The following is a 12,363-nucleotide window of genomic DNA, read 5'->3' on the forward strand; positions in this document are numbered from 1 at the left end:
AAGTGATTAAAACATGGCAATGAACATTCATTTTTGACACAAGGATTTGAAAGGTATATAATAAAACGTAATTATTACGTTTTGATAGGAGGAATAGCATATGAAACCAAATATTCATCCGAAAACTTACCAAGTGATCTTTCAGGATGTAAACAGCGGATACCGTTTTTTAAGCCGCTCAACTAAAACTTCTGATGAGACGGCTGAGTGGGAAGACGGCAAGACATATCCCGTTATAAAAGTTGAGGTAAGTTCTGATACCCATCCGTTTTATACCGGAAGACAGAAATTTAATGAAAGAGGCGGAAGGGTCGAACAATTCAAGAAAAGATTTAATATGGATTAAACTAAAAAGACCGGATGTTTCCGGCCTTTTTTTGTCCATATAAAAAAACAAGCGCATGAGGTGTCATGCGCTTGTTCTTTGTTATTTGTTTGATAAAGCTTTTTTCAAGACGGCCAGGTTTTCTTTCATGATGGCGGTATAGTCTTTGCCGTTTTCAATGTCTTCTTTTGATACAGATTCAAGGTTTTTCATCGTCAGACTTTCGGCTCCGATTTCTTTTTTGATGATCTCGGAGATTTTGCTGCTGACATTGCTTTCAAAAATGACATATTTAATATTATGTTCTTTCGCTGTTTTAACAATGTTTTCAAGCTGCTTTTGTGAAGGTTCCTCAGTAGGCGAAAGGCCGAGAACGCTTATCTGTTTAATGCCGTAGCGTTTTTCCCAGTAGCCGTAGGCGGCATGTGAGACGAGAATTTCTTTTTTATCAGCTTTGTCGATGGTTTGTTTAAAGTCTTTGTTAAGCTGCTCCAAATCTTTTTTTAGAGACTCATAGTTTTTCGTAAACGTTTTTTCGTGTTCCGGTTCTAATTTTACGAGTTCATCTTTAATGTTTTCGGCCAGTTTTTCAGCAAGGACAGGATCAAGCCATACGTGCGGGTCATGATCTCCATGGTCGTGATGATGATCATGGCCTTCGGCTTCTCCGTGTTCATGTTCTTCTTCATGTGCATGCTCATCATGCTCACCGTGTTCTTCTTCATGTGCATGCTCATCATGTTCGCCTTCTTCTTCACGTGACAGAAGGTCAATGCCTTCTCCGGCTTTGACGATTTTGACGTCGCTGTTTTTTAATGTGTTTACAGCTTTGTCTGCGAATCCTTCCACACCGACTCCAGAGTATATAAAGGCATCCGAGTCGGAAATCTCCGCCATCGTTTTTGAGCTTGGCTCATAAGTGTGCGCTTCAACGTTTGGCGGGTAAACACTTTTAACGTTCACATAATCTCCGCCGATCTTTTTGGTGAAGTCTTCAAGCGGATAAATGGTTGTATAGACATCCAGCGTGTCTTTATTTTCTTTTTGTTCACTGGAAGCTCCATTGCTTGAGCAACCCGCTGTTAATCCGGCAGCAAGAATGAATGCAGATGCTATTCCGAATGTTTTTTTCATGGTATTTCTCCTCTCAATGTAAAACTGAAATGGTTCCGATTTAATGGTCCTGTATCATTGTATCGTAATAATTACGATTTGAAAAGAGGAAATGATAGTTAAATATATTCAGGCAGTGAATCATGGAAGGCCGACCAGTCTGAATTCATTTCTTCATCTGTCAGAAGGGTCTGATCCAGGGAGCGGATCATGTCTTCCTGATTCATGTCGATGCCGATAAAAACGATTTCAGTTTTCCGGTCTCCGTATGTTTCATCCCAGCCCGCTTTTAAATTGGGATCTTCTTCAAACGCGAGCTTTTGTTCTTCCTCGGGAGACGCTGCAATCCAGGGGCCTGCGCTCTGGATCATCAGTGAAGAGCCTGCCTGGGACAGAAGGCCAGCTGTGTCATTTCGAGAAGCAAGCCAGAAGAAGCCTTTTGCTCTCATAATTTGCGGCGGCCAGTTTTCAAGCCAGCGCTTCAGTCTTTCAGGATGGAAAGGCCTTTGTTTTTGATAGACGAAGGAAGAGATTCCGAATTCCTCTGTTTCAGGTGTGTGCTCTTCATTCAGCTCTTTGATCCACCCCGCTGATTGACTTGCTTTTTCAAAATCAAACGATTTCGTATTTATGATAGCCGAAAGCGGCACTTTTGCGAATGTCGAAGAAATGATTCTGCAGTCCGGATTCAGTTTTCTCAGAGACCAGAAAAGCTTTTCCTGTTCTTCTTTATTGAGTAAATCAGTTTTATTCAAAATGAGGACATCGGCAAATTCGATTTGCTCAATTAAAAGGTCGGCCACTTCCCGGCTGTCTGTTTCGTCTGCCGCCTGTTTCCGTTCGAAAAGGCTCTCGCCCGAAGCGAAGTCTTCAAAAAAGCGGTTGCCGTCGACAACGGTGACCATTGTATCAAGCCTGCAATATTTGCCTAAATCAATATCCAGCTCCTCATCTTTGTAAGTAAAGGTTTGGGCAACGGGAATCGGCTCGCTGATACCGGAAGATTCGATGAGAATATAATCGATTCCGCCGTTCTCCGCCAGCTTTTTGACTTCGATGAGCAGATCGTCTCTCAGCGTACAGCAAATGCAGCCGTTCTGCATTTCGACAAGCTTTTCATCCGTGTGGATGAGGTTTCCTTTTTTCACCAGGGAGCCGTCGATATTAATTTCACTCATGTCATTGACGATCACGGCGATTTTTAAGCCATGCGCTTCATGCAGGACATGCTGCAGCAGCGTCGTTTTCCCGGACCCGAGATAGCCGCTTAAAACAGTGACCGGAATCAGGTCTTGCTTCATGTTCTTCACCTTCCTTAAAACGTAATCGTTTCGATTTATACAAAGGGAATCTTACTTGACTTGTGAAAAAAATACAAGAAATATGTTATATTTAGATATAAAAAGCGTTTAGAAAGGAAATGAGCCATGAAACTTTTGGATAATATTCTACAGTTCAATCAACAGTTTGTTGAACGGCAGGACTATCAAAAATATCAAACAAGCAAGTTTCCCGATAAGAGAATGGTGATTCTGTCTTGCATGGACACAAGGCTTGTCGAGCTGCTTCCTCATGCCATGAATATGCGGAACGGAGACGTGAAGATCGTTAAGAGCGCGGGCGCACTCGTGGCTCATCCTTTCGGAAGTATTATGCGGAGCATTCTCGTTGCGGTATACGAACTGAACGCTGATGAAGTATGCGTGATCGGCCACCATGACTGCGGCATGAGCAAGCTGAGCTGCGACAGCTTTTTGGACAAAGTCGTCAAGCGCGGCATTCCAAAAGAACGGATTGAGACTCTTGAATACTCCGGTGTCGATTTTGAACAATGGCTGAAAAGCTTTGATTCTGTAGAGGACAGCGTCAGGGACAGCGTAAGCGTTATTCGGAACCATCCGTTGATGCCGGAAGAAGTACCTGTTCACGGACTTGTCATCAATCCTGAAACAGGCAGACTGGATCTCATTGTCAACGGATATCCGGAAGAGCGTTAATCCTTTTGCTTTTTTTCCGGAACGGGATCTATTCCGCCGGGATGAAACGGATGGCATTTGAGAATCCGCTTGATGGTGAGCCATCCGCCTTTACATGCGCCGTGCTTTTCGATCGCTTCACGGCCGTAATTGGAGCATGTTGGATAAAAACGGCAGGTCGGCGGAAGAGCCGGTGATATCCATTTTTGATAAAAGCGGATGAGCAGCAGGAATACGGTTTTCATGTTTTTCGCACCTTTTTTGTTTTGACCTTATTATAATATAAGTAAAAAACTCATAAAAAGGAAAAGCATTCACCTGAAAACTTATCGGTAAAGTATGATATAATACAAAAAGACAGATTAGAGGGGAGAGAGGAACCATGCCTTCAGTTGAAAGTTTTGAACTTGACCATAATGCGGTAAAAGCGCCTTATGTCAGACACTGCGGCGTCCATAAAGTAGGATCGGATGGCGTCGTCAACAAGTTTGACATCCGCTTTTGCCAGCCGAATAAACAGGCGATGAAACCTGATACGATTCATACTTTGGAGCATCTTCTTGCATTTACGATCCGCACGTATGCGGAAAAATATGACCACTTTGATATTATCGACATTTCGCCGATGGGTTGCCAAACAGGCTATTACCTGGTGGTAAGCGGTGAACCGAAAGTGGAAGAAATCGTTGATTTGCTTGAGGATACGTTCAAAGAAGCCGTTGAAGTGACTGAAATTCCGGCGGCTAACGAAAAACAGTGCGGCCAGGCAAAGCTTCACGATCTTGAAGGCGCAAAGCGCATGATGCGTTTTTGGCTTTCGCAACATAAAGAAGACCTGCTCAAAGTGTTTGGATAAAATGTTTGAAAAAACCGGCTCTCTTCTGAGCCGGTTTTCATTTTTTGTTCACAAAGAAAATAATGCCATTTACCCCTGAACTTTGCTACACTTTATATTGTAATACATATCATAGAAGAAGGGTGATAGGATGCGTTTGGGAAAATGGTTCATTCTCTTATGTTTAGCGGTCAGTCTTTCCGCCTGCAGCCAGGGGGACAAGCAGGCGGCATCGGATGAGGAGCCCCAAGTGCTGACGGCCAAACTGGCGGCGCCTGAAGCGGCGGCCAAAAATGAAAAGGCTGTCATAAAAGCGACCGTGCTCTATGGGGACGAGCCTGTTGCAGATGCCGATGAGGTGGAGTTTGAATGCTGGAAGGCCGGGAGCAAGGAAGATAGCGAGCTAATCAAAGCGAAAAATGAGGGAAAAGGCGTATACAGCATGGAAAAAGCGTTTCCAGAAGACGGCCATTACAAAGTCCAAGTCCATGTCACGGCGAAAAAACAGCATACAATGCCTGTTGCAGACATTAAAGTAGGGAAAGCGACGGATGTGACCGATGAAGATGAAAAAGAAGAAGCCCACCATCATTGATGGGGCTGTTCTTCTTCGCGCGACGGAAGGGGATCGACTTCATGCTTGTAGTCATAAGCTTTTGACGTTGTGACAAGCGATATGGCCAGAACGGCACCGGTGATCAGAATTCCGACAATAATCCAAAAGAGGATCATCACTTACCTCCGAATAGCTTTTTCCAACAGTTTACCATATCAGGCAAAGAAAATCATGATAAAGAGTAAAAGAAATGTTTCCTGCACAAGCTAAACGGGTAAATCAAAAGTAAACGAAAAGGAGGACGATCTAATGTCTGAAAAATTGAAAGCAACCGTCAACAAACAAGTCGCGAACTGGACCGTTCTATATGTGAAGCTACATAATTATCATTGGTATGTGAAAGGGAAAGATTTCTTTACGCTGCATGAAAAATTTGAGGAGCTTTACACAGAAGCGGCAGAGCATATCGATGATTTGGCTGAACGCCTATTGGCCATACAGGGCTCCCCGGTCGGAACGATGAAGGAATGCCTGGAAATGTCCGCGATTAAAGAAGCGGACGGAAGCGAGTCTTCTGAACAAATGGTGCAAAATATTTATAATGACTTTTTAACGGTGGCAGAGGAGCTGAAAAGCGGAATGGAACTTGCCGATGAAGTCAATGATGAAACGACGGGAGACATGCTGCTCGCGATTCATCAATCGATTGAAAAGCACAACTGGATGCTGAAAGCCTACTTAGGGTAAAGAAAAGCTCGGGCAATGCCTGAGCTTTTTTTATGTTTTCGTTCTTTTTAAAGCCTTTTTTAGAAATTGTCAAACAATTCATCCAAGCCTTTCAAAGTCTTTTTTCATAGGATAAGCTATGAAAAGTCTTTTTTGAAAGGATGTTGAAGCACATGTTTAAGGACTTAAGCATCTTTTCGCTCTTTACAATTGGTTTATCAGCCATCGGATTTTTGTTTGGCCGAATCGAATATTTATTTATGATCTTAATTACACTGATGGGAATTGAATTTGTCAGCAAAAGCTTGAACGAATGTGTGGAAGATCGATTTACGATCAAGAGGCTGTTTACAAGGCTGGCGAAAAAATTAGTTACGCTCTTTCTGATATCCGTTGCCCATCTTTTTGATCAAATGCTGCAAACAGGCAGTTCGATCCGCGATTTTTCTATTATGTTTTATATTTTATATGAAGCGTTTCAAATCGTGAGCACAGCACATTCGTTAGGAATTCCCGTGCCGCAGATGTTATTGGACATTTTAAATACCATAAAGGAAAAACTCCGGGGAAAGCCGTAACATTTTAACACAACTGGTCATACTAACACGAAAAAGGATGATTGGCTTTGGAAAAAAAGACGTACTATGTTTCGGTGCAAGATGGAATGATTTCGCAGAGCTCAGACGCTTCCCCGTGGGAATTTCAAATTTCGGCGACAGATGATGACATCATCATTTTAAGGGAATATTTTGATCAGCTGTATTCAGAAGACTGGGTCAACTTTTTCAGAGCTCACGTGCCCGCAGTCGAATACCACAATGACAGTGCAAATGACAAAATGGATGAACTGCGCAAAGACATTTACTCGATGCTTTACCGTCTGGGCAATGAAGAAACGAAGTCGTTTATCAGTGAAAACGGCCTTGCCGAACTCAATTCAGCAGATTAAACGAAGCCCGCAGGCACGGAGTTACCCAGCCTTGCCGCCTTCTCACTCAAAATGGACACTGAAGTTCTGAGGCAACAATAAAATTACTGAGTTGAACTGGACAAAAACTCTACCGAAAGAACCAATATATGATATGATGAGTGGAAGAAGCAAGGAAACGGATAAGAGGGATTATGATGTACGAATTTAAAGATTTTTACCGTAATACGGTTCAGCTTTCTTTTGAAAAGGAACCTTTTTCAAAAGAACCAAAGCATGTATGGGTGATCTGCCGTTACGAGGATCAATGGCTGTTGACAAATCATAAGGACAGGGGCCGTGAATTCCCCGGCGGCAAAGTCGAACCAAGCGAAAACGCTGAGGAGGCGGCTTTGCGGGAAGTGAAGGAAGAAACAGGCGCTGTCGTAAGAAAGCTGACCTATCTCGGACAATATAAAGTTCTTGGCAGAGAGAAAGTGATCGTCAAAAATATTTATTTTGCCGATATTGAAAAGATCGAAAAACAGCAGACGTACTATGAGACGAATGGCCCTGTTTTGCTGAAGAGCCTCCCGAAGGATATCGCTAAAAACAGAAATTACAGTTTCATTATGAAAGATTCCGTCCTGACGATCAGTCTTGAAAAGCTGAAAACGGCCGGCATCATTAAATAAAAAGCCCTGCATTTGCAGGGTTTTTTCATGTTATACTCTGCCTTTCATCCACTTTCTTTCCAACAGCTCGACACCCTGATACATCAATGTTGCAAAGACGGCGATAATCAGGAGGCTCAGCATGACAAGGTTGAAATTAAAGACTTGAAAGCCGTAGATGATCATATAGCCGAGGCCTTGAGCCGACACTAAAAATTCTCCTACGATGACACCGACCCAGCTCAAGCCGACATTGACCTTCAGTGTAGATATGATCGTCGGAATGGAAGCGGGCAGAATGACTTCTTTGAAAATCTCGCGTTTCGTAGCGCCGAATGTCTTCATGACTTTTAAATAGTTTTCATCGATTTCTTGAAAGGACGTGTAGACGACGATTGTCGTAATGATAACGCTGATGATGGCGCCCATTGCAATAATACTCGTCAAGCTGGGGCCGATCGCAACGATGAGAATGGGGCCCAGCGCCACTTTCGGCATCGCATTTAAGACGACAAGATACGGATCCAATATTTTGGAGAGCCTCGGGAACCACCATAAGAGGGCGGCCAGAAAAGTTCCAAGCAATGTTCCGGCCAGAAAGCCGAGGATGGTTTCAAATACGGTTACACCGATATGCCCCGGCAATGATCCGTCTCCCATTTTTTCGAGGAAAAGCGCCCAGACGGCTGAAGGGGAGCTGAAGATCAGCGGATCGATCCATGCCAGACGGCTTGCGGTTTCCCACAGCGAAAAGAAAACGATGAAAATCGCGATTTGAAAAAAGCGGACCCGCCTTTTTTCGGCCTGCTGCTCCTTTAAAAAAGCCTCATGAAGGAAGTCAACTTTTGGTTTCAGATGTTTGTTGTTCAAGGTCATTGAGCTCCTTCCATATGTTCTGAAAGAGGGGCTGAAATTCCGGTTCCTGCCTCGCTTCAAACGGTGTCAGCTTCCTGAGCGGTTCAGGAACGGCAAATGTTTTATGGATGGTGCCCGGCTGCTTTGAAAATAGCAGAATCCGGTCGCTCATCGCTATCGCTTCACCGATATCATGGGTCACAAGCACCGCTGTTTTTTGATACGTCTTTAACGTGTTGAACACTAAATCTTCGAGGTTCAATTTGGTCTGATAGTCAAGGGCTGAAAAAGGCTCATCAAGCAGAAGGATATCGGGGTCGACAGCGAGTGTGCGGGCAAGCGACGCCCTTTGTCTCATACCGCCTGAGAGCTCTTTTGGATACTTTTTTTCAACCTCGTAAAGCCCGAATTTTTTCAGCAGGCCGAGAGCGGCTTCCTTCGTTTCCGGTCCGAATTTTTTGGAAATGTGCAAACCGATTAAGACGTTTTCCTCAATTGTTTTCCAGGGAAATAAATAATCCTGCTGGAGCATATAACCGATGTGCCGATCCTTTTCTTCAGGCGTGCGCCCTTCAATCAAGACGCGTCCTTCCGTGGGGGAAACGATGCCGGCGATGATCGATAAAAGTGTTGTTTTGCCGCATCCGCTTGGGCCGAGAAACGAAACAAATTCGCCTTTTTCGACTTCAATGCTGACGTGTTCCAGCGCTGCTGTTTTTTCCTTCAATGAAAAGTAAGTATGTGTGACATCCTGAACTTGCAAAAAAGACACTGCGGCCACCTCCTAGTGATTTTTTGTGACCTTTTCGGCGATCTTTGTATTGACCAGCTTTTGATGAGGGGTGCGCTTCGGCAGCTCGCCGGCTTCATCCATGATGGTTTGAAGCTGGTTCCATTCTTTTTCATCCAAAACAGGATCAAGGGCAAAAGACCGTTGTTGTTTATACCGTTCGATTGAAGATTCAATGATTGAAAGCTCGGTATCTTTAAAATAATCTTGAATGCTTTCGGCTGCTTCTTTTGCAGAGTGCGTCTCCACCCACTGCTGCGCTTTAAAAACCGCGCGGGTGAACTTTTCGACAGCTTCTTCGTTTTTCGTTAAGTAGCTTTGTTTGGCCATAAAAGTGGTATATGGAATTCGGCCCGATTCTTTTCCGAAGGAGGCGACAATGCGGCCGATGCCTTCTCTTTCAAAAATGGATGCCTGGGGTTCAAATAATTGAACATAATCACCTGTACCAGATGCAAAGCTGTTTGCGATATTCGCGAAATCAATCGTTTGGACCAGGTTCACATCCTTTTTAGGATCGATACCTTTCTGTTTCAGGACAAATTCGCCAGCCATCTGCGGCATTCCGCCTTTGCGCTGGCCCAGGAATGTTTTGTTTTTCAAATCATCCCAGCTGAAATGCCCCGAATCGTTCCTGGAGACGAGGAATGTTCCGTCCGTCTGGGTAAGCTGTGCAAAATTAATCACCGGATCGCTTGCGGCCTGGGCATTCACGTATATCGACGTTTCCGATCCGACAAGCGCAATATCGGCGCCGTTTGACAGAAGGGCAGTCATCGTTTTATCTCCGCCCCAGGTCGTTTTCAGTTCAACATCAAGGCCTTCTTCTTTAAAAAAACCTTCAGAAAAGGCGATATATAAAGGCGTATAGAAAACGGAACGGGTCACTTCCGCCAGACGGATCTTTTCAGTCTTTTGTCCGCCGCATGAAGCGAGGATAAACAGCATCATGATGAAGGACAATATGGTAAAAAAGAAACGCTTCAAACCGATTTCCCTCCTTTAATTTCGGTTATTTTCGGCATAAAATAGTTTATGTTATATACTAAACAGGTGTGAGGGACAGCTGCGGATTAAAAGAGGTGACGTGACGAATGTGGATAGAAAAAAGAAGGTTTCCATCGCCGAACAAAGAGGTACGTCTGTTTTCCGTCACATACCTTTCACAAGGACTCAAGGTTAAGGGGCTCTTGGCCGAGCCGGCCGCTCCCGGATATTATGACGGATTTTTGTATTTGCGCGGCGGAATTAAAAACGTCGGGATGGTCAGACCGGGCCGAATTGTCCAGTTCGCTTCACAGGGCTTTGTCGTTCTTGCTCCGTTTTACAGGGGCAATCAAGGAGGAGAAGGCGATGAAGACTTTGCAGGTGATGACAGGGAAGATGCTTTTGCCGCTTTTCGTCTTCTTCAGAAGCACGAACTGGTAAAGGACGGACGCGTTCACATTTTTGGCTTTTCCCGCGGCGGGATCATGGGGATCTTAACGGCAATCAAAATGAAAGAAGCGGCCGCTTCGTTTGTGTCTTGGGGCGGTGTCAGCGATATGGTCATGACCTATCGCGAACGCAAAGATTTGCGGAGGATGATGAAGCGGGTCATCGGCGGGACGCCTGAAAAGGTTCCTGAAGCATACGAATGGAGGACGCCTTTTGATGAGCTGGAGAAGATTGAAGCGCCCGTGCTTTTGATCCACGGAGCTAACGATGAAAATGTCTCCATCGAGCATGCGCGGCGCCTTGAGCGCGAACTCCAGCAAAGAAACAAGTCGGTGGATACGTGGTATTTCAACCGATATACGCACTATTTTCCTCCGCGCGAAAACAGGCGGATTGTAAGAGAATTGTCTCAATGGATGAAAAGCCGTCCTTGGACAAGTTATGGTAAACTAAAGGAAAAGAGAAAAGGAGGGGGACTTTAGGTGGGAATGCCAGTTGAATTTAACACGATGATTGTAACAAAAGGAAAAGAAACGCGGGTTGAGGAAAATGTATTTACACTCGAGAAAGAAGGTTATCGGGTTTACCCTCTTCATGTGCCGCTTGAAGTCAGAAAGACTAAGCGTGGCGACATTACCGGCACCGCGCAGGCGGAGCGCCTTGAATGGTCAGACGGACGGACTCATTTAACATACAGGCTCGTATCATTAAATTCGACGAATTAAAAAAAGCCAAGGCGCGGATAGCGTCCTTGGCTTTTCTTTATTATGCAGGCACATCTTCCTCTTTTCCGATTCCTTTTTTGGAAGTCAGCCTGTGAATCAGCATGGTGAGAGCGCCATCTCCTGTAACGTTCGTTGCTGTACCCAAGCTGTCCTGGGCAAGGTAAAGAGCGATCATCAATGATACGCTAGTTTCATTAAAGCCGAGCATCGACTGCAGCAATCCGGCCGCGGCCATGACGGCACCACCTGGTGCACCCGGCGCTGCGACCATTGTGACGCCAAGCATTAAAATGAACGGCATCATGACCGAAAAAGTCGGCGTTTGACCGTTTAGAATCATCACGCCCATTGCACAGCTTGTCAGTGTAATCGTGCTTCCTGACAAATGAATATTGGCGAGGAGCGGAACGGCGAAGTCAGCCACTTTTTGGCTTGCCCCCGTTTTTCTGACTTGCCTCAGCGTGACGGGAATCGTTGCCGCTGACGATTGTGTGCCGAGCGCGGTGAAGTATGCCGGTGCCACGATTTTCAACAGCGACAGCGGATTTCTGCCGTTTGCAGCACCCGCAACGGAGTACTGAATCAAGAGTATGACGAGGTGAAGCACGATGATCATCACGAAAACTTTTGCAAATACGGATAAAATCGTCTGCACCTGACCGCCGAACGTCATATTGGTGAAAATACCGAAAATATGAACAGGCAATAATGGAATAATAATATATGATATCAGCTTTTCAACGATCGTTTGAAATTCATCAAACGCGTTTTTCAATGTTTTTCCGGGCAGATAAGCGATTCCGATCCCCATGATGAAAGCAAAAATCAGTGCGCTCATCACGCTCATAAACGGCGTCATTTCAATGGTGAAAAATCCTGCTTGCAGAACTTCTTCCGGATTTTTAAACTCCTGCAGCTGATGGCCGGAAATGATCGCGGGAAGAAGATTTGAACCGACAAGGTACGCCAGGAGGCCGGCAAAAATGGTTGACGTGTAGGCGATACCTGCTGTAATGCCAAGGATTTTTCCGGCGCCGCGGCCGATTTGTCCGATGCCGGGAATAATAAAAGCGATAATAATAAAAGGAATGACGAATTTAATGAAGCTTCCAAAAATATCATTGAAAGTAGCTGCCGTTCTGACGAACCAAAGCGGAGCAAAGCTTCCGACGATAACACCAAGAATAATTGCCGTAATGATCCTCGGCAGTAATCCAAATTTCATAGATGTGTCCTCCTGATATATACAAATGTTTTTATAATATTATCATATGAAAGATTTCTTTTGTTAAAAATAAAAAAAGTCTGTATTTTCAAATAATAATACTCGTGAATTGGGAGCGCTTTATCATTGGCTGTGCTTGACTGTCATCTTGATCATTACCCAGAAAATGGCATCGGTCGTTGGTAGGAGAAGAGGATTTTTGAGAAACTGCAGCAGCGC

The 12,363-nt window shown here is 44.6% G+C and carries 18 protein-coding genes; 10 read left to right on the forward strand and 8 right to left on the reverse strand.

Annotated features, from left to right (window positions below; all coding sequences use genetic code 11):
• Positions 1 to 100: 100 nt before the first annotated feature.
• A complete protein-coding gene (locus BTA31_RS09320; RefSeq protein WP_003184624.1) occupies positions 101 to 346 on the forward strand; it encodes a type B 50S ribosomal protein L31 in 246 nt (81 codons plus the stop codon).
• Between the two features lie 81 nt (positions 347 to 427).
• On the opposite strand, the gene BTA31_RS09325 is transcribed toward BTA31_RS09320, so the two are convergent.
• Both BTA31_RS09325 and BTA31_RS09330 read right to left on the reverse strand, forming a co-directional pair.
• Positions 428 to 1,459: a metal ABC transporter solute-binding protein, Zn/Mn family gene (locus BTA31_RS09325; protein ID WP_076791025.1), complete on the reverse strand. Its 1,032-nt coding sequence runs from the start codon at positions 1,457 to 1,459 to the stop codon at positions 428 to 430.
• A 98-nt stretch (positions 1,460 to 1,557) separates the two neighbouring features.
• A complete protein-coding gene (locus BTA31_RS09330) occupies positions 1,558 to 2,739 on the reverse strand; it encodes a GTP-binding protein (RefSeq protein WP_076791027.1) in 1,182 nt (393 codons plus the stop codon).
• Positions 2,740 to 2,865: 126 nt separating this feature from the next.
• Here BTA31_RS09330 and BTA31_RS09335 point away from each other — a divergent pair, with 126 nt between their 5' ends.
• Positions 2,866 to 3,435: a beta-class carbonic anhydrase gene (locus BTA31_RS09335; RefSeq protein WP_043926297.1), complete on the forward strand. Its 570-nt coding sequence runs from the start codon at positions 2,866 to 2,868 to the stop codon at positions 3,433 to 3,435.
• On the opposite strand, the gene yidD is transcribed toward BTA31_RS09335, so the two are convergent.
• On the reverse strand, positions 3,432 to 3,659 hold the full coding sequence (yidD, locus tag BTA31_RS09340) for a membrane protein insertion efficiency factor YidD (RefSeq protein ID WP_043926296.1): 228 nt from the start codon (positions 3,657 to 3,659) through the stop codon (positions 3,432 to 3,434). The two genes, BTA31_RS09335 and yidD, sit on opposite strands and share 4 nt — an antisense overlap.
• 137 nt (positions 3,660 to 3,796) lie before the next feature.
• Here yidD and BTA31_RS09345 point away from each other — a divergent pair, with 137 nt between their 5' ends.
• Positions 3,797 to 4,270, forward strand: a complete 474-nt coding sequence (locus BTA31_RS09345) for an S-ribosylhomocysteine lyase (RefSeq protein WP_043926295.1) — start codon at positions 3,797 to 3,799, stop codon at positions 4,268 to 4,270.
• Positions 4,271 to 4,400: 130 nt separating this feature from the next.
• A complete protein-coding gene (locus tag BTA31_RS09350) occupies positions 4,401 to 4,844 on the forward strand; it encodes a FixH family protein (protein ID WP_076791030.1) in 444 nt (147 codons plus the stop codon).
• Here BTA31_RS09350 and ytzI read toward each other — a convergent pair.
• Complete coding sequence (gene ytzI, locus BTA31_RS09355; protein ID WP_076791033.1) at positions 4,838 to 4,981, reverse strand: YtzI protein; 144 nt, start codon at positions 4,979 to 4,981, stop codon at positions 4,838 to 4,840. The genes BTA31_RS09350 and ytzI overlap by 7 nt on opposite strands.
• A gap of 133 nt (positions 4,982 to 5,114) precedes the next feature.
• Between ytzI and BTA31_RS09360 the strand changes: the two genes are divergently transcribed.
• From BTA31_RS09360 to ytkD, 4 genes are all read left to right on the forward strand, one after another.
• On the forward strand, positions 5,115 to 5,552 hold the full coding sequence (locus tag BTA31_RS09360; RefSeq protein WP_043926293.1) for a Dps family protein: 438 nt from the start codon (positions 5,115 to 5,117) through the stop codon (positions 5,550 to 5,552).
• Between the two features lie 152 nt (positions 5,553 to 5,704).
• Positions 5,705 to 6,109, forward strand: a complete 405-nt coding sequence (locus tag BTA31_RS09365; protein WP_003184607.1) for a phage holin family protein — start codon at positions 5,705 to 5,707, stop codon at positions 6,107 to 6,109.
• 47 nt (positions 6,110 to 6,156) lie between these two features.
• Positions 6,157 to 6,480 (forward strand): hypothetical protein, encoded by a 324-nt coding sequence (locus BTA31_RS09370; RefSeq protein ID WP_003184604.1) that lies wholly within the window; start codon positions 6,157 to 6,159, stop codon positions 6,478 to 6,480.
• A gap of 176 nt (positions 6,481 to 6,656) precedes the next feature.
• A complete protein-coding gene (ytkD, locus tag BTA31_RS09375) occupies positions 6,657 to 7,133 on the forward strand; it encodes an RNA deprotection pyrophosphohydrolase (protein WP_043926289.1) in 477 nt (158 codons plus the stop codon).
• Positions 7,134 to 7,163: 30 nt separating this feature from the next.
• Here the strand turns inward: ytkD and BTA31_RS09380 are convergent, their stop codons facing one another.
• Genes BTA31_RS09380 through BTA31_RS09390 form a run of 3 tightly spaced genes read right to left on the reverse strand, consistent with a single transcriptional unit; the run spans position 7,164 to position 9,708 of the window.
• Positions 7,164 to 7,988: an ABC transporter permease gene (locus BTA31_RS09380; protein WP_076791035.1), complete on the reverse strand. Its 825-nt coding sequence runs from the start codon at positions 7,986 to 7,988 to the stop codon at positions 7,164 to 7,166.
• Positions 7,951 to 8,739 carry an ABC transporter ATP-binding protein gene (locus BTA31_RS09385; RefSeq protein ID WP_076791037.1) on the reverse strand — a complete coding sequence of 263 codons (789 nt, stop codon included), beginning with the start codon at positions 8,737 to 8,739 and terminating at the stop codon, positions 7,951 to 7,953. The genes BTA31_RS09380 and BTA31_RS09385 overlap by 38 nt, the downstream gene beginning before the upstream one ends.
• A 12-nt stretch (positions 8,740 to 8,751) precedes the next feature.
• Positions 8,752 to 9,708: an ABC transporter substrate-binding protein gene (locus tag BTA31_RS09390; RefSeq protein WP_076791177.1), complete on the reverse strand. Its 957-nt coding sequence runs from the start codon at positions 9,706 to 9,708 to the stop codon at positions 8,752 to 8,754.
• A gap of 143 nt (positions 9,709 to 9,851) precedes the next feature.
• Here BTA31_RS09390 and BTA31_RS09395 point away from each other — a divergent pair, with 143 nt between their 5' ends.
• Complete coding sequence (locus BTA31_RS09395) at positions 9,852 to 10,676, forward strand: alpha/beta hydrolase family protein (protein WP_076791040.1); 825 nt, start codon at positions 9,852 to 9,854, stop codon at positions 10,674 to 10,676.
• Positions 10,677 to 10,919: a DUF2584 domain-containing protein gene (locus tag BTA31_RS09400; protein ID WP_009329422.1), complete on the forward strand. Its 243-nt coding sequence runs from the start codon at positions 10,677 to 10,679 to the stop codon at positions 10,917 to 10,919. It begins immediately after the preceding gene.
• A 40-nt stretch (positions 10,920 to 10,959) separates the two neighbouring features.
• Here the strand turns inward: BTA31_RS09400 and BTA31_RS09405 are convergent, their stop codons facing one another.
• Positions 10,960 to 12,144 carry a dicarboxylate/amino acid:cation symporter gene (locus BTA31_RS09405; protein WP_076791042.1) on the reverse strand — a complete coding sequence of 395 codons (1,185 nt, stop codon included), beginning with the start codon at positions 12,142 to 12,144 and terminating at the stop codon, positions 10,960 to 10,962.
• Between the last annotated feature and the right edge of the window lie 219 nt (positions 12,145 to 12,363).

Origin of the sequence: Bacillus haynesii (assembly GCF_001969855.1) — a bacterium.
GTDB classification, from domain to species: Bacteria; Bacillota; Bacilli; order Bacillales; family Bacillaceae; genus Bacillus; species Bacillus haynesii.